The 18,763-nt window shown below is 62.2% G+C and carries 15 protein-coding genes and 1 pseudogene; 8 read left to right on the top strand and 8 right to left on the bottom strand.

Annotation, left to right across the window (positions count from 1 at the left end; translation table 11 throughout):
- Nucleotides 1–2: 2 nt before the first annotated feature.
- From IFT99_RS01880 to IFT99_RS01865, 4 genes are all read right to left on the bottom strand, one after another.
- Entirely contained in the window at nt 3–2,393 is a 2,391-nt protein-coding gene (locus IFT99_RS01880; RefSeq protein ID WP_192130228.1) for a xanthine dehydrogenase family protein molybdopterin-binding subunit, read from the bottom strand.
- Nucleotides 2,390–3,382, bottom strand: a complete 993-nt coding sequence (locus IFT99_RS01875) for an FAD binding domain-containing protein (RefSeq protein WP_192130227.1) — start codon at nt 3,380–3,382, stop codon at nt 2,390–2,392. The genes IFT99_RS01880 and IFT99_RS01875 overlap by 4 nt, the downstream gene beginning before the upstream one ends.
- Nucleotides 3,379–3,867 (bottom strand): (2Fe-2S)-binding protein, encoded by a 489-nt coding sequence (locus IFT99_RS01870; protein ID WP_192130226.1) that lies wholly within the window; start codon nt 3,865–3,867, stop codon nt 3,379–3,381. Before IFT99_RS01870 ends, IFT99_RS01875 begins: the two co-directional genes overlap by 4 nt.
- A gap of 263 nt (nt 3,868–4,130) precedes the next feature.
- Nucleotides 4,131–5,225 carry an NADH:flavin oxidoreductase/NADH oxidase gene (locus tag IFT99_RS01865; protein ID WP_192130225.1) on the bottom strand — a complete coding sequence of 365 codons (1,095 nt, stop codon included), beginning with the start codon at nt 5,223–5,225 and terminating at the stop codon, nt 4,131–4,133.
- A 305-nt stretch (nt 5,226–5,530) separates the two neighbouring features.
- Between IFT99_RS01865 and IFT99_RS01860 the strand changes: the two genes are divergently transcribed.
- The 8 genes and pseudogenes from IFT99_RS01860 to IFT99_RS01825 all read left to right on the top strand — a co-directional run bounded on the left by IFT99_RS01860 (nt 5,531) and on the right by IFT99_RS01825 (nt 14,981).
- Nucleotides 5,531–6,361 (top strand): SDR family NAD(P)-dependent oxidoreductase, encoded by an 831-nt coding sequence (locus tag IFT99_RS01860; protein ID WP_192130224.1) that lies wholly within the window; start codon nt 5,531–5,533, stop codon nt 6,359–6,361.
- A gap of 78 nt (nt 6,362–6,439) precedes the next feature.
- Nucleotides 6,440–7,494, top strand: a pseudogene (locus tag IFT99_RS26610) (aldo/keto reductase).
- A 129-nt stretch (nt 7,495–7,623) separates the two neighbouring features.
- The gene (locus IFT99_RS01850) at nt 7,624–8,643 is read left to right on the top strand and encodes a FecCD family ABC transporter permease (RefSeq protein WP_192130223.1); all 1,020 of its coding nucleotides are present in this window, start codon (nt 7,624–7,626) and stop codon (nt 8,641–8,643) included.
- Complete coding sequence (locus tag IFT99_RS01845; RefSeq protein ID WP_244656860.1) at nt 8,640–9,404, top strand: ABC transporter ATP-binding protein; 765 nt, start codon at nt 8,640–8,642, stop codon at nt 9,402–9,404. The genes IFT99_RS01850 and IFT99_RS01845 overlap by 4 nt, the downstream gene beginning before the upstream one ends.
- Nucleotides 9,405–9,412: 8 nt before the next feature.
- Nucleotides 9,413–11,524, top strand: coding sequence for a TonB-dependent receptor (locus tag IFT99_RS01840; protein ID WP_244656859.1), 2,112 nt, complete (start codon nt 9,413–9,415; stop codon nt 11,522–11,524).
- A gap of 17 nt (nt 11,525–11,541) precedes the next feature.
- Entirely contained in the window at nt 11,542–12,621 is a 1,080-nt protein-coding gene (locus IFT99_RS01835; protein ID WP_192130221.1) for an ABC transporter substrate-binding protein, read from the top strand.
- Between the two features lie 61 nt (nt 12,622–12,682).
- Complete coding sequence (gene pabB, locus IFT99_RS01830) at nt 12,683–14,026, top strand: aminodeoxychorismate synthase component I (RefSeq protein ID WP_192130220.1); 1,344 nt, start codon at nt 12,683–12,685, stop codon at nt 14,024–14,026.
- Nucleotides 14,027–14,246: 220 nt separating this feature from the next.
- Nucleotides 14,247–14,981 carry a phosphoadenylyl-sulfate reductase gene (locus IFT99_RS01825; RefSeq protein ID WP_192130219.1) on the top strand — a complete coding sequence of 245 codons (735 nt, stop codon included), beginning with the start codon at nt 14,247–14,249 and terminating at the stop codon, nt 14,979–14,981.
- A gap of 123 nt (nt 14,982–15,104) precedes the next feature.
- Here IFT99_RS01825 and cysB read toward each other — a convergent pair whose 3' ends face one another.
- The 4 genes from cysB to IFT99_RS01805 all read right to left on the bottom strand — a co-directional run bounded on the left by cysB (nt 15,105) and on the right by IFT99_RS01805 (nt 18,756).
- Entirely contained in the window at nt 15,105–16,079 is a 975-nt protein-coding gene (gene cysB / locus IFT99_RS01820) for an HTH-type transcriptional regulator CysB (RefSeq protein WP_122534560.1), read from the bottom strand.
- A 151-nt stretch (nt 16,080–16,230) separates the two neighbouring features.
- The gene (locus IFT99_RS01815; RefSeq protein ID WP_065988517.1) at nt 16,231–16,725 is read right to left on the bottom strand and encodes a universal stress protein; all 495 of its coding nucleotides are present in this window, start codon (nt 16,723–16,725) and stop codon (nt 16,231–16,233) included.
- Between the two features lie 95 nt (nt 16,726–16,820).
- The gene (locus IFT99_RS01810; protein WP_065988518.1) at nt 16,821–17,741 is read right to left on the bottom strand and encodes a 5'-nucleotidase; all 921 of its coding nucleotides are present in this window, start codon (nt 17,739–17,741) and stop codon (nt 16,821–16,823) included.
- 46 nt (nt 17,742–17,787) lie between these two features.
- Nucleotides 17,788–18,756: a putative 2-dehydropantoate 2-reductase gene (locus IFT99_RS01805; protein WP_192130218.1), complete on the bottom strand. Its 969-nt coding sequence runs from the start codon at nt 18,754–18,756 to the stop codon at nt 17,788–17,790.
- Nucleotides 18,757–18,763 lie beyond the last annotated feature (7 nt).

Raw genomic sequence — 18,763 nt, 5'->3', positions numbered from 1 at the left:
GCTTACGCAAGCAGCTTGTCCAGGGTGATCGGCAGATCGCGAACACGCTTTCCGGTGGCGTGATAAACGGCGTTGTTAATAGCCGCCGCCACGCCCACGATGCCCAGTTCACCCACCGCCTTGCCGCCGAGCGCGCTGGCCTGCAGATCAGGGATGCCGACGTCCAGGGTGATGATCTCAGGCACGTCGGCATTCACCGGCACGACATAGTCAGCCAGGCTCGCATTGACGATACCGCCATCTCGCCGATCAATGTGGCCTTCTTCAAACAGCGCCTGTCCGATGCCCATGATCATGCCACCTACCCACTGACTCTCGGCCAACTTGGGGTTATAGACCCTGCCGCTGTCGAACGCCGCGACCATGCGTTTGACTTTGACCGTGCCGAAGTCTTCGTCCACCCGCACTTCCACGAAATGCACACCCCAACTGTGAGCGGAAACGCCGCCATGGGTCGCGGGGAGCATCTGGCTGAACCCATGCGCTGCGGCATTGCGATCGGCCTCCGTCGCCCCCGCCGTGAAAGTATCAGTCGACACTTCAAAGCGCTCCCTGCCCAGCGCTTTGAGTAAATAAGCCAGCGCAATACCATCGCCCGGACGCTGGGAGGGTTTGATCCTGCCGTTCTTGAACACCAGATTGGCGATATCCATGCCGTGCAAAGGCGATTTGGGATCGGTGGTCGCCACCCTCAACAGCTCGCTTCGCGCCAATTTGGCCGCCTTGTAGACCGCTCCGGTCAAATTGTTCGCAAGCTGCGAGCCGCCAGCAATGGGCGCACGGGGCAGGTCTGTATCGCCAAGACTGACCTTGACCGTATGAGTCGGGACGTCGAGCACTTCAGCGGCGGTCTGCGCAAGAATCGTATACGTGCCGGTGCCGAGATCGGTGCCTGCGCTCAGCACCTCTATTCGCCCGTCCTGGTGGATGACGATTTTCGCCTCACCCGGTGTGCGCCAGACCGGATAGGTACCCGCTGCCATTCCCCAGCCGATCAGTTCTCGGCCCTCACGCATCGAGCGGGGTTTAGGGTTGCGGCTGGCCCAACCGAATGCGTTGGCCCCGGCGGCATAGCCCTCTCGCAGACGACGTGTCGTCCACGGGATGTTTGCCTTCTGGTCGCGTGAAGCCCAGTTGCGAAGCCTCAGCTCAATGGGGTCCAGGCCCAGCTCATAGGCCAGCTCGTCCATGGCGGTCTCCAGTGCGTAGGTGCTGATGTTCTCACCGGGCGCGCGCATCCAGCCGGGATTCACCGTATTCACGGGGATGATGCTGTGGCGGGCAAGTATGTTTGGCGTGGCATACATCAACGCCGTCACACCGGTGCTGGGTTCCAGGTGGGTGTCGTCGATGGCCGTCTCGTTCCAGCCTTCATGAACGATGGACACCAGCATGCCCTCCTTTGTGGCGCCCAGCGCCAGGCGTTGACCGGTGCGAGGCCGACCGCCATAGCTGGTGAACGTCTGCGGACGTGTCAACGAGACTTTTAGCGGTCGCCCCAGCGCTTTCGCAGCTGCACAGGCCATCGCTACATGGGGATGGGGCGCCACCTTGCAACCGAACCCGCCGCCAATGAACGGCGAGATCACCCGCACCTTGGCCATATCAACGCCCATCCACTGGGCAATCACATTGCGCGCGCCGCCGACCCACTGGCTCGATTCATAGACCGTGAGTGTGTCGGCCTCCCAATGCGCAATACAGCCATGGGGCTCCATCGGCACGTTGTACTCACGGGGCGTTGTATAGACGCCCTCGATCCTGACCGCAGCGGACGCGAGTGCGCCTGGCGCGTCGCCCCATTTGGCTTGCAGGTCATCGATGGGTTGCGGTTTTGCACGCGGATCATCAGGGTCGATGATCGCCACGGTTGGCTGGTAGGCGACCTTGACCAGACTGGCGGCTTCGGTTGCCTGCTCGAAGGTGTGCGCCACCACCAGCCCGATGTGCTGACCATTCCAGCGCACCTGATCATCCTGCAGCGGGGTGAAGCTTTCAGTCGCCGCGCCGCCTTTGATGAATGGCGTCGCTTGCTTGATGTCCAGGGGATTCTGGTGGGTGTAGATGGCGACCACGCCCGGCGACTTCTCGGCAACACTGACGTCGATTCCGCTGATGCGGCCTGCGGGAATGGTCGATTGCACGGCCACGCCATAGAGCATGCCGTCAATGGCGTGCTCGATGGCATACCGGGCCTGGCCCCTGACCTTGAGGCCGCCGTCCTGACGGGATGCGCGCTCGCCCAATGCGCCATTTTGCTCACGCTCAGGAAGGGGCGCAGCTTCACCGGTCAACGGATTCAGCGCAATGCCGGCGTATGCAACGGCGGATCCTGCCGCAGCGGTTTTAAGCAAGGTCCGGCGAGAAACATCAGGGTTCAGAACATCATTCATGCCAGACCTCCAGCGGTCATCAATGCCCGCGCAACGACGCGCGGTGCCAGGACGATCTTGAAACCGTTGTGCTCGCGCGCCTGGGCCCCGTCTACAGAAAGGCGGGACGCCTCACGGATGACGTTCTCGCTGAGGGTTTTGCCGATCAGGGCGTGTTCGACTGCGCGTAAGCGCCACGGCCGGGTGCCTACCCCACCCATGGCAATGCGGACATCCTTGAGGGTGCGACCGTCGTCTTCGAATTCCACCCCGACGGCGGCGCTTGCAGCGGCGAATTCATAGGAAGCGCGATCACGCACCTTGAGATAATGGGAGCGCTTGAGCGCAGCCACCGTTGGCACCTCGACGCCGATGATCATCTCTCCTGCAGCAAGGTCGTGCTCAATGTCCGGCTGTGCGCCTGGCAGCCGGTAAAAGTCTTCGACCTGCACCTGACGATCGGTGGCGCCGCGTATCAACACCCGCGCATCGAAGGCAACCAGTGCCACGGCCAGATCACCCGGGTAGACGGCGATGCAGCTTTCGCTCGTTCCCAATACAGCGTGATTGCGGTTGATGCCCTTGAGCGCCGCGCAGCCCGACCCCGGATTGCGTTTATTGCACTCAGGGTAGGCGCTCGGGTCGCGAAAATACGTGCATCGCGTGCGCTGCATCAAGTTGCCGCCAATGGACGCCATGTTGCGCAACTGCGGGGAAGCCGCCCGCCACAGTGCCTCGCTGATGACCGGCGCCTGCTCGATGATTCGCGGATCAGCGGCGACCTGGCTCATCTTTGCCAACGCGCCGATGCGGATCTGCTCGCCGCCTGCGTCGATGGTGCTCAAGCCTTGCAGATGAGTGATATCGACCAACATGACGGGACGCTCAACGCCACATTTCATCAGGTCGAGCAGGGTGGTGCCTCCTGCCAGAAAACGGGTTTCGGGCACGTCACCCTGCTGACGGGCGGTGGCTATATCAGGAGCGCGGAGGTAGTCGAATGCTCTCATGCCTTGGCCCCTTGTAAACGCTCTGCGGCGGTACGAACGGCAGTAACGATATGGGGGTAGGCACCACAGCGGCAGAGGTTGCCACTCATGTATTCACGAATGGCGTCATCAGACCCGGTGTGCCCCTCACGGATGCAGGCGACAGCAGACATGATCTGACCGGGGGTGCAGTAACCGCATTGAAACGCATCGAATTCGACGAAAGCGGCCTGCACCGCATGCAGGGTGCCATCTGCCTGGGCCAACCCCTCGATGGTGGTCACATCACGGCCTTCCACTTGCGCTGCAAGGGTCAGACAGCTCAGCACCCGTTCGCCTTCGACGTGCACCGTACAGGCGCCACATTGGCCCTGATCGCAGCCTTTCTTGGTACCGGGAAGCAACGCGTGCTCGCGAAGGGCATCGAGCAACGTCGTGCGCGGGTCGAGCTCAAGGGCCATCGAGGCGCCGTTCACGGTGAGCTGAAGTTTGAGACGGTCTGCCATGATGGCTCTCCAATGATGTCCGTCAGCGCCAGGCCTTCGAGCCGAGCGATACGCTGCTCGCAAGTATGCTGCGCTCGCCCGGCGAGCGATTGCCTGATCAGCGGTGTTTATTGCCCGATTCGATGAGCACTCGGATTTATCAATGGGTGTAACACGCCGTTACACCGACACAGCGTGCATGAAATGACGAGCGTCGCGATGGCGCGCCGTGCCGTTACACAGGTCTCGTTACACCGGCAAACAAACAGGCGCGCCGCCCATCATCAACCCGCCCAGTTTTGCAGCCAGTACGCATAGGGTGTCGGCAACACGGCCGCCGGGTCTGCGACACCCAGCGCACGCGCCGCCAGGAATGGCCAGTGCGGGTTGGCCAGGAGTGTCCGCGCAAAGCAGACAAGGTCGAGGGATCCCGAGCGAATGAATTGATCCGCTTGATGTGCGTCCGTGATCATCCAACTGGTACCGACGGGCAAACCGGTCTCGGCTCGCACGTGCTCGGCGAGCGGAACCATGAAATTAGGCGCCCATGGCACGGGCTCGTCCGGTACCGCAAGGGAAAGCGAGCAATCCACAAAATCAACGCCTCCTTCCTTCAACCACTGAAGCACCTGGACAGAATCAGCCATCGACGCTTCGAGATCTTCCTCGAAATCGACCGTGCCAAAACGTATCGTCAGCGGCAGATTCTGCGGCCACACCTGCTTGACCGCCGCAACCGTTTCCAACAGGAAGCGCGCCCGGTTTGGCAGCGAGCCGCCATATTGATCGGTGCGCAGGTTGGCCTTGGGAGACATGAAGCTCTGGGCCAGAAAGCCGTGCGCAAAATGCAGCTCCAGCCACTCAAACCCGGCGCGAAGGGCGCGTGCTGCAGCATCGGCGAAGTCAGCATGAATGCGCTGAATTCCCTCCACTGTGAGCGCCTCCGGAACATAAGAAGAGTCAGGCACATACGGGACGGCACTCGCTGAAACAGGCGTCCAGCGCCGCGCATCCCCTTCCTCGAGCGGGTGCCCGCCCTCCCATGGCGGCGTGCAACCCGCCTTGCGTCCGGCATGGCTGAGCTGGATGCCAGGCACTGCTCCGGCTTTCTTGATAACAGCGGCAATCCCCGTGAAGCCTGCAACGTGAGCATCGCTCCATAAACCTGCGTCGCCTGGGGTAATCCGCCCTTCAGGGCTGACCGAAGTCGCCTCGACCACGACTAGCCCGGCGCCGCCCTTGGCGAGCGTCTCATAGTGGGTTGTGTGCCAGTCGTTCAGCGCGCCATCGGTGGCCTGGTATTGGCACATCGGCGACGCAACGATCCGGTTGCGCAGCGTAACGTCCTTCAATGTGTAGGGTGAAAAAAGGGAGGTCATCGGCTCATCCACTGGGTTATTAAGATGAGCAAATTATGATCCGGGGATGCGCCTGATTAGTTGCCCGATAAAAGCAGATCGCTGCACAAAACAACGAGTACTCGCAAAACCCTCACCTCCTCACCCATCGGCCTGCCTGTCGTTTCAGCACGTTCAACTCGTTGTTTCAGGCAAGTTTTCGAACGAAGTCAGCAAACCCTCAAACAGGCATGGCGGGACAATGTAAGGCCATTTCCGCCTGAACGGGCCTGCGCCCGGACACTGGAGAAATCTCGCTTAACCTCTCTTCATACGAGGCACCTCCGATGAGTAAAGTCTGGTTTATCACGGGCACAACCCGCGGCCTGGGTACTGAAATTGCCAAAGCGGCGCTCGCCGCGGGCGATAAGGTCGTTGCGACAGGCAGAGAGGTAACAGCTGTCATTGAAGCGCTGGGACACCACGATGAATTGCTTGCCGTGGCCCTTGATGTCACCGATGAGAAACAGGCCATTGAGGCGATCACCGCGGCCGTTGCGTGGTGCGGTCGAATCGACGTGGTGGTCAATAACGCGGGTTACGCCGTGTTGGGCGCGCTGGAGGAACTCTCGGACGCGGAGGTCCGTGAGCAGTTCGAGACCAACGTGTTCGGGCTATTGAACGTCACTCGGGCGGCACTGCCGGTTCTTCGCGCCCAGGGACGAGGGCATGTCATCAACATCTCCTCGGTCGCGGGCTATCACGGTGGCGTGGGTGCCTCTGCGTACTGCGCGACGAAATATGCAGTCGAGGGCATTACCGAGTGCCTGGCCCTTGAAGTCGCGCCGTTTGGCCTGGATGTGACCGTCGTTGAGCCCGGGTATTTCAGGACGGAGTTTCTGAGCAGTGATTCAGTCCGGTTTGCCACACAGGTCATTGCCGATTACGCAAAAGATCCAGACGGAGCGCGTGAAGCAGTCCTCGCCATACATGGCAAGCAGGCCAATGATCCGAAGAAGCTGGCACAGGCGCTGGTCCTCCTCGCCCACTCCCAGAAGCCTCCATTACGCTTTACCGCAGGCAGCGACGCCGTCGGGTATTTCGAGGGCGAACTCAAGAAACGCCATCACGAGCTCTGGGCCTGGCACGACCTGTCGACATCGCTCGCTCACGACTGATCTTCCCTCTCGCCAGATCCGGCAATCCTTGCCAACCGGGCAAACACAAGCCCGCCAGATATTGAACTCACGTCGCATATGGAGAAACGCCAAATGAAATATCGCTCCCTTGGAACATCAGGTCTTACTGTCTCGAACCAGATTTTGGGAACCATGGGGCTCGGCTCTGAAACCCCCGAGAAAGAAGCATTTGCGATCCTGGATGCCTTTATCGACGCCGGCGGCAACATGATTGATACCGCCGACGTCTATGGCGGCGGTGCCTCCGAACAACTGCTGGGACGTTGGTTTGCTAAGCGCAACAAGCAAGCGGGCCATGTTGTCATTGCCACCAAAGCGCGCTTTGGAACGGGTCGGGATATAAACGATTGCGGCACCTCCCGCCCGCACCTGAAACGCGCACTGGACACCTCGCTGCGTCGTTTGGGTACCGAGACGATTGATCTTTACCAGATGCACGGCTGGGACCCGTTGACGCCAGTGGAAGAGACATTGTCATTTCTGGACGCGGCCATGCGTGCAGGCAAGATCCACTACATCGGCCTGTCCAACATGACCGGGTGGCAGCTGCAGCTGTTCGTCAGCACTGCCAAAGCCATGGGCATTTCGGCGCCTGTCACCCTTCAGCAGCAATACAACCTGGTGTATCGCGAAAGCGACTATGAGGTGATACCCGCCGCTCTGTACAACGGGGTTGGGCTGTTGCCGTGGTCGCCGCTGGCGGAGGCTTTCTAAGTGGCAAATACGCGAAAGATAGCCGCCAGACATCGCAGGCACGTCTGAACAACGAGGACGTCATGACCCGCCACATGAAGAAAGAGCTGTTCAGGCACGACCGTAACTGGGCCATTCTGGAAGCCGTTCAGGCATTGGCCGAGCAATCCGGTCTGACGCCGAGCCAGGTGGCACTTGCCTGGGCAGGCAATGATCCTTCAGTCACTTCGGTCATCATCGGCGCCCGGACGCTGGAGCAGCTCGCTGATAACATAGGCGCGGCTGATCTGCAGCTGGATCCGCAGTCACTGTCGATCCTCGATGACGTTAGCGCCCCCTCTCCCGGCGACTACCCTACGGTCGTTTCGGCGTACTGCAGCGCCATCGCTATATCGACTCCAGCGAGCAGGCGCTGGTAGAACTGGCTGAATAGACCGAGACATGGGGTGAATCCCTAAATGAAGATTCATCCCATGCGGCATTCCGTCCCTGGAGAACCCTCGCCTATCGCTGTATAGTTTTTTACATACCGAAACAATGAGTAACAGATGCCCCCTCCCAAGCTGTATTCCCCTCTGTTGCTCAGCCTGTTGGCATTGATCGTGACGGCCGCCTGCGCGCTGTTATTGGGTCGCTATCACATCTCAATCCACGAACTCAGCACGTTCATCGCAACGATGCTCGGCCTCAGCGACATGCCTGCGCAGCGCTACGACCTGCTGCACAGCCTGATCATCGAGGCGCGCCTGCCTCGGGTTATCGCAGCGGTTCTAGTGGGCGCCGGGCTTTCTGTTTCGGGCGCGGCGTATCAGGGCGTGTTCCGCAATCCGCTGGTGTCGCCGGGTTTGCTGGGGGTGTTGAGCGGTTGTGCCTTCGGCGCTGCGCTCGGGATCATCTGGCACCTGCCGCCTTTGGCCATTGCGCTGGTCGCCTGCATGACCGGGCTGATCGCCGTGGCGGTCGGTCTGGGCATCGCGCACATGTTCCACACCCCGTCGATCTTGCTGCTGGTGCTCGGCGGCATTGTCGCGAACGCCCTCTTCACCTCGCTGCTGTCCATCGCCCAATACATGGCCGATCCGGTGGATCAATTGCCGAACATCGTCTATTGGCTGCTCGGCAGCCTCAGCGCCGTGGATGTTCAAGCACTGTGGATCATCGGCCCGATTCTGGCCGTGGCGATTGTGCTGTTGTGCATGACCGGCCGCGCCATCGATGCCCTGTCCCTGAGTGATGACGAGGCCCTGAGCCTGGGCGTGCCGGTCGAGCAGATCCGTGGCGGCCTGATCGTGCTGACCACGCTGATCTGCGCACTGACGGTGAGTCTGGCGGGCATGGTCGGCTGGATAGGTCTGCTGATTCCGCACCTGGCGCGACTGCTGGTCGGCCCCGCTAATTCGCGCTTGCTGCCTCTCAGCGCCTGCCTGGGCGGGATCTTCCTGCTGGCGGCCGACGGCGTCGCTCGCAGCGTGTCGGCGGGAGAGATCCCCCTCGGCATCATCACCGAGCTGTTCGGCGCGATCGCCTTTGTGCTGGTGCTGCATCGCGTGCGCAAGGGTTGGCTATGAAGCGCTTGCAGGCCCGTCAACTGAGCTATCGAATCGGCGACCGCGTGATCCTCGGTAACGTCTCGCTGGACATCGCCCCCGGCGACAACATCGCCCTGCTGGGGGCCAACGGCGCCGGAAAAAGCACCTTGATGAAACTGCTGCTGGGGTTGCTGACACCCCACGCCGGCGAGGTGCTGCTCGACGGCCAACCGATGCGCTCGATGAAGCGCCGTGCCATTGCCCGGCAGATTGCCTACGTGCCCCAGAGCCATGTGCCGAGCTTTCCGTTCAGCGTCGCCCACATCGTTGGGCAGGGGCGATTGCCCAGCGTGGGCCTGGGCCATGCACCGAGCCACGACGACAAGACCTCTGTGCAGCAGGCCCTGACCGACCTGGGCATCCTTCACTTGAGTGAACGGCCGTACACCGAGCTGTCCGGCGGCGAGCGTCAGTTGGTGCTGATCGCCCGGGCCATGGTCCAGCGCGCCAATACCATCATTCTTGATGAGCCGGTCACCGGCCTCGACTACGGCCATCAGCTGCGCCTGCTGGCCTTGCTCAAGCGCCTCGCCGCTCAAGGGGTCAGCATCCTGTCCAGTACCCATCGCCCTGAACACGCCCTTGCTTCGGCCAATCGCGTGCTGGTGCTGCACGAAGGCCGGCTCATCGCCGACGGCGCGCCCCACGACGTCATCGACAGCGCCCTCATGGCGCGTCTTTACCACGTCGTCGTCGAGCAGATCGACACCAATGGCCACCGTTTTTTTATTCCTTGCTGAGTGTTTACATGACCCGATCCTTCTCCTCGCGCCTGGCGTTCGCGCCGCTTTTGTTTGGCGGTTTCGCCCAGGTCACCCTGGCGCAAGAAATGACCCTGGCGCCGCTGGACATCAGTGCTGAACAGTCGATCGCCGACCAGGCACGGGAGAAGTCGGCGACCCTCGGCCCCATGGGTGAACGCAGGCTGCTGGACACGCCTTATTCCATTAGCGTGCTGTCCTCGGACCTGATCGACAGCCAGCAACTCAAAAGCTTCAAGGACATCATCCGCTACATGCCCTCCGTGCAGGCCGACGGCGCCCGTCCGCAAACACGGGGCCTGCAGGGAAGCGTGGTGCAGAACAGCCGGCTGGACGGCCTCAACGTGGTGTCGACCACCGATTACCCGGCCGAGCAACTGGGCGGCGTCGAAGTGCTGAGCGGGTTGTCGGGTTCGCTGTATGGCCCGGCGAACCCGGCCGGCACGTTCAACCTGCTGTCGAAACGCCCGACCGATTTCACCCGCAATCGGGTGACCGTCGGCGTGGGCACCGGGCTGACCTGGCTCAAGGCCGCTGACCTGAGTGGCCCGTTCGACCCGGACGGCAAGATCAAATACCGCCTGAACGTGGCCGACGAGCAAGGCCACAGCTATGCCCCCGGCAGCACCTTGCGCAGGCAACTGGTGAGCCTCGCCACGGATTTCCAGATCAGTGACGACAGCGTCATCGAAACCAACTTCAGCCACTACAGCTATCTATCCAAGGGCCTGCCCGGCAAGTTCGCCGTCGCCTCGGGCGTGACGCTGCCCCACGCGCCGGACCCGACCCGCAGCAACCTCGGGCAAAATTACTCCGGCGACAACAACACCACGGACACCGCCAGCGCGCATTTCAAGCATGACTTCGACGGCAACTGGAAACTCGACATCGGCGCGCTGCGGCAGATCGCCGACCGCGAGTCCACCGCGGTCACCAACACGCTGATCAACAACGCCGGCACCTATCGCAGCTCGGTGGCGAGCGCGACCGCCAGCCGCTTCACCATCAACAGCTATCTGGCCAACCTCAACGGCAGCGTCTACACCGCCGGCATTCGCCACGACCTGACCGTCGGTGTCACCGGTTTCGACTGGGACAACTACAACCCCGTGAACGGCGGCACGAAGACCTTGGGCAGCGCCTCATTAAGCAATCCGGTCGGCTTCGACGAGCCTGACTTCCCCGACTTCACCGATCGATACCACTCGGCCAACGCCCGCCAGCATTCCTTCGTACTGGGCGACACCCTGACCTTCACGCCGAAATGGAGCCTGATGCTCAGCGGCAGCCAGAGCCGTTTGACCGCCGACAACTATTCTCAAGCAGGCGTCCACACGTCATCCCAAGACTCGGGCATCAGCACGGCGACCAGCGTGATGTACAAGCCGGTGGACGACCTGACGCTGTACCTGACTTACGCCGACAGCCTGCAACAGGGTGACAGTGCGGCGGCCGGCAGCAGCAACGCCGGGGCGATCCTGTCGCCGTACCGCAGTCGCATGTGGGAGCTGGGTGGCAAATGGGTCGCGCGCGGGGTCAACCTGTCGCTGGCAGCGTTCCAGATCAAGCGGCCCTTCGCCTACACCCAGGCGGATAACGTCTACGCCGTGGCGGGTGATCAGCGCAATCGCGGGGTGGAATTCCTCGCCGACGGCGACCTGAGCCAGAATCTCAAGCTGTTCGGCGGCATCACCTGGCTGGACCCGAAGCTGCTGTCCACCGGCAACGACAGCACGGAAGACACGCGCATCGTCGGGCTGTCGCGGATGACGGCCAGTCTGCTGACCGAATACCGCATCGATCAGGTGCCGGGCCTCACCGTCAACCTCAACGCCCGTTATGCCAGCGCGCGCCCCACCGATGACAGCAACGATCACTGGGTGGGCAGCTACAAGACCTTCGACGCCGGCGCCAGCTACAGCACCCGGTTGATGAAACGCGACACGGTCTACCGCCTCGAAGTCACCAACCTGGCCAACGAACGCTACTGGACCAACATCGTCCCCGGCGGGCTGAACGGCTACACCGGTGCCGGCCAAGCCAGCGCCACACCGGCCGCGCCCCGCATGGTGCAGGCGTCGATTCAGGTGGACCTGTGAGGCGGCGGCAGGGCGGCATGCGCCATTTGCTAAAAGGCTTGCTGAGCGGTGTGCTGCTCGCCGGCATGAGTGCCTGCGCCTTCGCTGATCCGGGTGACGCTGGGCAGAACATTCAGGCCAGCTCGCTGAAACCCGGACAGGTGCAGGACGATAGCGGCCAACGTGTCAGCCTTCCCTGCGAACCCGCGCGTATCGCTGACGCCTGGTACGCCCATCACGTGCTGCTGATGACGCTCGGGGCCGGCTCGCGCATCGTTGCGACGGTCAACCACCCTGAAAGCCAACCGTGGATGTTCAAGATCCTGCCAACGCTGAACCAGGCCACGGCCATCGAAGGCACGGCGTTCAATGCCGAAACTTTGCTCGCCGAGCACGTCGATCTGGTGTTCACCGCCCTCGGCGACCGTCAGGCCATCGCCTATCGACAGCTGGGCCTGCCGGTCATGCAGATGGGTTACACCGACCTCGCGGGGCTGAAACGCTCGATGCTCAACACCGCTCAAGCCCTTGGCGGCACAGAACCCGGCGTTCGGGCCATTGCTTACAACAGGTTTCTGGATCAGCAATTGGCAGCAGTCAATCGCGTGGTCGCGGGTATCCCGGCGGAGCAGCGGCCCAAAGTGCTGCACATCGCCTCGGTCAATCCGCTGAAAGTGGACGGCGCCGACACGCTGATCGACGACTGGATCAAGCTCGCCGGAGGCCGCAATGCCGCGACGGGACTCAAGGGCAACCTGCAAATCGTGTCGGCAGAGCAGTTGCTGGCCTGGCAGCCGGATGTCGTCATTCTCGCTGCCAACGCAGGCCGGCTGGACCAAGCAGCGCAACCGCAACTGCTGAACCAGCTTGAGGCCGTGCGCAACGGGCGCGTCCTGCGCAATCCGGCCGGAGTTTTCCCGTGGGATCGGTACGGCACCGAAGTCGCGCTCCAGGTCGCCTGGGCGGCGCAGCAGCTGCATCCCGCTTTGTTCCCGGACGTGAACATGGCGGCACAGACGATGGACTTCTACCGGCGCTTTTTCGATTACCCGCTGACGCCGGAGGAGGCCCAACGAATTTTGCACGGTGAGCCGCCAGCGACTGCGCCTTCCCCCTAGGACTCGCCCTTGGGGAAGACTACAATCGCCGTCCTCGCGCACTGACTGATCCACGCCTCGCATGCCAACTTGCTCTGTACACCCACTGCCCTATTACGCCGACCCCAGCGGTTACTTCGCCCACGTGCGCGGTGCCCCGGGCGCCGTGCTGCTGGACAGCGGTCGCCCGACTGCGGACCGTGGCCGCTTCGATCTGATCAGCGCCTGGCCGCTGGAAACCCTGCAGCCGGTGGCGGACGAATCCGGTCCGGGCTTTCTCCAGCGCCTGCGTGAATCACTGGCCCGGCTCGGTGAAGCTGATCTGCCCGAGCACTGCGCGCTGCCATTCGCCGGTGGGTTGATCGGTTACCTGGCGTATGACTTCGGCCGTCTGTTCGAGCCCCTGCCCGATCAGGCTACCGATGACCTGCAGCTGCCCGCCGCGCGGTTGGGCCTCTACGCCTGGGCGCTGATCAGCGATCACCACGACCACACCAGCCAGCTGGTCTTTCACCCCGCCCTTGATCACGCCGAACGCCAGCGTCTGATCGCGCTGTTCGAGCAACCCGTGGCGCAACCGGCACCATCGTTCACGCTGACAGCGCCCTTCGCGCCGGACATCAATGCCGAGCAGTACCGGCAGGCCATCGAGCGGATTCACGCCTACATTCAGGCCGGCGACTGCTATCAGGTCAATTTCGCCCAGCGCTTTCGTGCGCAGTACCTCGGTGATCCGTGGGCGGCGTATCAAGCACTGCGGGTGGCCTGCCCCACGCCGTTCGCCGGGTATCTGGCCCTGCCAGAGGGGGATGCGGTGTTGAGCCTGTCGCCGGAGCGGTTCGTCAAAGTCAGTCAGCGTCAGGTCGAGACCCGGCCGATCAAAGGCACGCGGCCGAGAGGGCGAGATGCCGTTGAGGACGCCGCATTCGCTCAAGCGCTGCTTGCGAGTGCGAAAGACCGTGCCGAAAACCTGATGATCGTCGACCTGCTGCGCAACGATCTGGGGCGAACCTGCCGGATCGGTTCAGTGAAGGTGCCGGAGCTGTTCAGTCTCGAGAGCTATCCCAACGTGCATCACCTGGTCAGCGCCGTCACCGGCGAACTGGCCGACGGCAAGGATGCGCTGGACCTGATTGGCGGCAGTTTTCCCGGCGGCTCGATCACCGGCGCGCCGAAGATCCGCGCGATGCAGATCATCGACGAACTGGAGCCCAACCGTCGGGCCTTGTATTGCGGCTCGTTGATGTACCTGGACGTGCGCGGCAGCATGGACAGCTCCATCGCCATCCGCAGTCTGCTGGCAAAAGACGGCCAGGTTGCGTGTTGGGGCGGCGGCGGGATCGTCGCTGATTCGCAGTGGGAGGCGGAATATCAGGAGACCTTCACCAAAGTGCGGGTGTTGATGCAAACGCTGGAGGGGATGTGATCAGGACGGTGAACCTGTCCGTTTCGGGTGGCAGCCTTTAGGTGATGTATGGCGGGGAATGCAACCCTGTGGGAGTGACCGGGGTGGCAACCCGACAGGTTTGCCGCCCGCCATAGCACCCGTGCTCTCCTCGCTTTCAGCCAAACGCCCCGACGTTTTTTGTTACCATCTGCGCCATTACGAGCGCTTAAGCGCCAGCCCTGATCAGGAAGCCGCCCAGATGAACCACCCTTTCGACGTCGACGACATCGCCGCCACCTTCGCCAACAAATCCCCGTCCGACATCCTCAAATTTGCTTTCCAGCACTTCGGCGACGACCTGTGGATTTCCTTCAGTGGCGCGGAGGACGTGGTGCTGGTGGACATGGCCTGGAAAATCAACAAGAACGTCAAGGTGTTTAGCCTGGACACCGGCCGGCTGCACCCGGAGACCTATCGCTTCATCGATCAGGTCCGCGAGCAGTACAAAATTGACATCGACATCGTCAGCCCGGACCGCGAAAAGCTCGAGCCGATGGTCAAGGAAAAGGGCTTGTTCAGCTTCTACCGCGACGGCCATGGCGAGTGCTGCGGGATCCGCAAGATCGAGCCGTTGCGCCGCAAGCTGTCCGGCGTTACCTCCTGGGCCACCGGTCAGCGTCGCGACCAGAGCCCGAGCACGCGCAACAACGTGGCGGTGGTGGAAATCGACAGCGCGTTCTCGACCCCGGAACGCACGCTGTACAAATTCAACCCGCTGGCCCAGATGAGCAGCGCTGACGTGTGGAATTACATCCGCATGCTCGAACTGCCGTTCAACAGCCTGCACGAGCGCGGGTTCATCAGCATCGGCTGCGAACCCTGCACGCGCCCGGTCCTGCCGAATCAGCACGAACGCGAAGGCCGCTGGTGGTGGGAAGAAGCGACACAGAAGGAATGCGGGCTGCATGCGGGAAATATGATCGCGAAGTCCTGAGAGCAGATCGCAACCTTGTAGGAGTGAGCTTGCTCGCGATGACGGTCTGGCACGCGCCATTCAGCGTCTGACCCGACGCATCGCGAGCAAGCTCACTCCTACAGGTTTTGCGCACGCCGCCTCTCAGTGCTCGGGCAGTTCAACCCCGGCAAACAGCTCTTCCAGTTCCTGCTTATTGTGGCACTGAATGGCTTTGGCCATGACGTCGCGGGTCAGGTGCGGGGCGAACTTCTCGATGAAATCGCACATGAAACCGCGCAGAAAGGTGCCGCGGCGGAAACCGATCTTGGTCACGCTGGCTTCGAACAATTCGCTGGCGTCGAGCACCACCAGATCGCTGTCCAGCTTCGGATCGACGGCCATTTTCGCGACGATGCCGACGCCTAATCCCAGTCTCACGTACGTCTTGATCACGTCAGCGTCGGCGGCGGTGAACACCACTTTCGGCGTCAGCCCACGGTGACTGAACGCCTCGTCGAGCTTGGAACGGCCGGTGAACCCGAACACGTACGTCACGATGGGATATTCGGCAAGTATTTCTAGGGTCAGCTTCGGCACCTTGGTCAGCGGGTGGCCCTGGGGCACGACCACGCAGCGGTTCCAGGTGTAGCACGGCATCATCACCAGATCGCCGAACAACTCCAGCGCTTCCGTGGCGATAGCGAAATCGACGGTACCGTCGGCGGCCATTTCGGCGATCTGCATCGGTGAGCCCTGATGCATGTGCAGCGCGACGTCTGGGTACTGCTTGATGAAATTGCTGATCACCGGCGGCAACGCGTAACGCGCCTGGGTGTGGGTGGTGGCGATGGACAGCGTGCCCTTTTTCTCGTTGGAGAATTCCTGGGCAATCTGCTTGATGCTTTCGACTTTGCGCAGGATCTCGCCGGCGGTCGTGATAATGCGCTCGCCTGCCGGGGTGACGCGGGTCAGGTGCTTGCCGCTGCGGGCGAAGACCTCGACGCCCAACTCGTCTTCCAGCAGGCGGATCTGCTTGCTGATGCCCGGCTGCGAGGTGTAGAGGCTTTGCGCGGTCGCTGAAACGTTGAGGTCGTGGTGCGCCACTTCCCAGATGTAGCGCAGTTGTTGAAGCTTCATATGTATCCCTCAAAGCCGGAAGACGCCACGGGCATCAGCGACGGTATATAACTGGATTATTGGTCAGGAAGGCAAAGCTAGAACTTTTTATCACTTTTATCCGGTAATGGCACGCAGCTTTTGACGCCCTTGGCACATTCCCGGAATGCGATCACCTCGGTGTGTGCCTGTGCAGCATCGGCACCATGTACACCGGCACGTCGGACAGTTGCAGGACTCGCGCCGCCGTCCGGCCAATCGGCGTATCCCCCTCCCCGCCGTGGCTGCGACTGCCCACCACAAGCAGGTCGACGCTGAGCAGGCGCGCCTGATCGAGTATCACATTGGATGGATCGCCTTGGACCACGCGAACGCTGCGAATCAGGGCAAGGTCCTCATGCCCCTCCCCCAGTTCTTCACGAAAGCTGTCCATGACCCGCGCCTCAATGCCATCGATCACCGTGTTGACGCCCTCACTGTGCAGCTCTTTGAGCACGTCGGCGGCAAGATAACTCTGCAACACGGACTCGGCAAACAGGCCCATGGGCTCCACCACATGCACAACGTGCAGCTCGGCATCGAAGGTCCGTGCCAGCACCAGCGCGTGCTGCAGGGTATACGGCGCATAAGCACCGAGGTCCGTGGCGTAGAGCATCGAGCGGATCATGGGACCCCCGGACAGCCTTTGAAGTGAAGACTTAATCAGCGTAGCAGCGCGCCGCGCACTCAGGCGGCCCGACTGCTGCTTTTCGGTCTAACGCCTCAAGGTTTTAGCTCGTTGCTGATGCCGTGGGGCACATGCCCGGTCGCCACCACTTCCCGCGCGCGCTCACAGTGGCCCGGCTGATCGTCGAAGAACACGTCCGCCGCGAAGGCTTCGAGAAACGCCGATTTGTCCAGGCCGCCGAGGAACAGCGACTCATCCAGACGAATGTCCCACTCGCGCAGTGTGCGGATGACCCGCTCGTGAGCCGGCGCCGAGCGCGCGGTGACCAATGCCGTGCGAATCGGGCAGGACTCTTCAGGGAATTCACGCTGCAAGGCGTTCAATGCCGCGAGAAAGGGTTTGAACGGGCCGCCGGGCAAGGGCCGTCGCGCCGCTTCGCGCTCATTGGCCTGAAACGCCTCAAGCCCTCCGGACTGATACACGCGCTCGGACTCATCGGAGAACAGCACCGCGTCGCCGTCGAAGGCGATGCGCAGCTCGGCACTGGCCGCGCGACGGGCGCCGCCGGAGAGGATGGTTGCCGCGGCGAATCCGGCGTCCAGCGCGCTGCGCACGTCTTCGGCGTGGGTGGACAGGAACAGATGACTGCCGAAAGCGGCCAGATACGGAAACGGACTGCGGCCGCCGACGAACGCCGCGCGGGAAATGTCGAGGCCGTAGTGCTGAATCGAATTGAATACGCGCAAGCCGGTGTCGGCACTGTTGCGCGAGACCAGCACCACTTCCACCCGGGACTGGTTCAGGCTGGCGTTCAGGCTGAGCAGTTTTTCCACCAGCCGGAACGCATCACCGGGCTCAAGGATTTCGTCCTCGTGGTCGATCTGGTACTGGCGATAGGCAGCGACGCCGCTGGCCATATAAACGTCATGGCTTTCCCGCAAATCAAACAGCGCCCGCGAGGAAATCGCCAGCACCAGCTTGCTCCCCGGGGTTTTTACGTTCAGCTCAGTGCTCATCAGTTTTCCTTAAAGCGGGAGGTGGGCAAGCGCACGGCATTGGCCGTCAACGATTGCCGCGATCAATAAACGCCAGCGCGTGATACAGGGCGCGCACCTTGGGCATGTCGCAGCCGGCGGCCAGCGCAGCCGCAAGGGGCCGGGCGTAGATGGCGTCAAGTTCCAGCGGGCGTTTTTCGGTGAAGTCGTGGTACATGCTCGGCCGGTAATCCGGCATCTGGCCAGTGACCTTGAGCAATTGCTCGGCGTAGCCCTCCGGCAGCACGTGCCCGCACGCTTCGGCGCCCTGCACCACTTCCGCCATCAAGCCCTGGATCAGCGCGCGACTGTCGGCGTCAGCCATCAGCGGCGTGGTGCTGGCGTTGAGCAGCACCGATAGCCCGTTGTAGGGCACGTTCCACACCAGTTTCTGCCAGCGTGCTTTGTCGAGGTTGTCCATCGCCACGGAGTCAATGCCCGCCTGGTGAAACAGCGAAGCGCCCTGCTCGACCCAGTGCCCGCGCGTTGCCAAATCGGCCGGCCCGCTGTGGTAGCCGATGTTCACGGCTCCAAAGGCCTGATGGGTGATCTGACCCGGCCCTGTGCGATGCACGCAGACAAAACACAGGCCGCCCAATAGATGAAGGGAATCGGGCAGCTCTTCGCGCAATTGGTCCTCAACGCCCAACCCGTTTTGCAGCAGCAACACCTTGGCGTCTGGCGCCGAGGCTTGGACGATAGCGTTGGCCACCCCGCCGTTGCCGGTGGTCTTGGCGCCGACCAGCAGCCAGTCGCAGGGCGGCATGTCGGCCGCTGAGGCGTATGCCTGGACATTTTCCAGCACCAACGGGCCGTGCACCTGACTGTCCACGTGCAGGCCGTTGCGGGCGACGGCCTCGAATTCGCTGCGCAGCAGAAAGTGCACACCGAAGCCGGCCCGGGCCAGCATCACGCCATAGAAGCCGCCGATCGCACCGGTGCCGATGATGCCGATCCGGGGTTTGACTGCGCTTTCGCTCGCTGCACTTTCGCTCATGGAAACT

It is taken from the genome of Pseudomonas sp. CFBP 8772, assembly GCF_014841665.1.
Taxonomy (GTDB): domain Bacteria; phylum Pseudomonadota; class Gammaproteobacteria; order Pseudomonadales; family Pseudomonadaceae; genus Aquipseudomonas; species Aquipseudomonas graminis_B.
The sequence above is the reverse complement of the archived record's forward strand: the minus strand, read 5'-3'. Positions and strand labels throughout refer to the sequence as shown.

Coding starts and splice junctions, on each gene's coding strand:
- IFT99_RS01880 (WP_192130228.1), bottom strand. CDS start 2,393: ATGAATGATGTTCTGAACCCTGATGTTTCTCGCCGGACCTTGCTTAAA.
- IFT99_RS01875 (WP_192130227.1), bottom strand. CDS start 3,382: ATGAGAGCATTCGACTACCTCCGCGCTCCTGATATAGCCACCGCCCGT.
- IFT99_RS01870 (WP_192130226.1), bottom strand. CDS start 3,867: ATGGCAGACCGTCTCAAACTTCAGCTCACCGTGAACGGCGCCTCGATG.
- IFT99_RS01865 (WP_192130225.1), bottom strand. CDS start 5,225: ATGACCTCCCTTTTTTCACCCTACACATTGAAGGACGTTACGCTGCGC.
- IFT99_RS01860 (WP_192130224.1), top strand. CDS start 5,531: ATGAGTAAAGTCTGGTTTATCACGGGCACAACCCGCGGCCTGGGTACT.
- IFT99_RS01850 (WP_192130223.1), top strand. CDS start 7,624: ATGCCCCCTCCCAAGCTGTATTCCCCTCTGTTGCTCAGCCTGTTGGCA.
- IFT99_RS01845 (WP_244656860.1), top strand. CDS start 8,640: ATGAAGCGCTTGCAGGCCCGTCAACTGAGCTATCGAATCGGCGACCGC.
- IFT99_RS01840 (WP_244656859.1), top strand. CDS start 9,413: ATGACCCGATCCTTCTCCTCGCGCCTGGCGTTCGCGCCGCTTTTGTTT.
- IFT99_RS01835 (WP_192130221.1), top strand. CDS start 11,542: ATGCGCCATTTGCTAAAAGGCTTGCTGAGCGGTGTGCTGCTCGCCGGC.
- pabB (WP_192130220.1), top strand. CDS start 12,683: ATGCCAACTTGCTCTGTACACCCACTGCCCTATTACGCCGACCCCAGC.
- IFT99_RS01825 (WP_192130219.1), top strand. CDS start 14,247: ATGAACCACCCTTTCGACGTCGACGACATCGCCGCCACCTTCGCCAAC.
- cysB (WP_122534560.1), bottom strand. CDS start 16,079: ATGAAGCTTCAACAACTGCGCTACATCTGGGAAGTGGCGCACCACGAC.
- IFT99_RS01815 (WP_065988517.1), bottom strand. CDS start 16,725: ATGATCCGCTCGATGCTCTACGCCACGGACCTCGGTGCTTATGCGCCG.
- IFT99_RS01810 (WP_065988518.1), bottom strand. CDS start 17,741: ATGAGCACTGAGCTGAACGTAAAAACCCCGGGGAGCAAGCTGGTGCTG.
- IFT99_RS01805 (WP_192130218.1), bottom strand. CDS start 18,756: ATGAGCGAAAGTGCAGCGAGCGAAAGCGCAGTCAAACCCCGGATCGGC.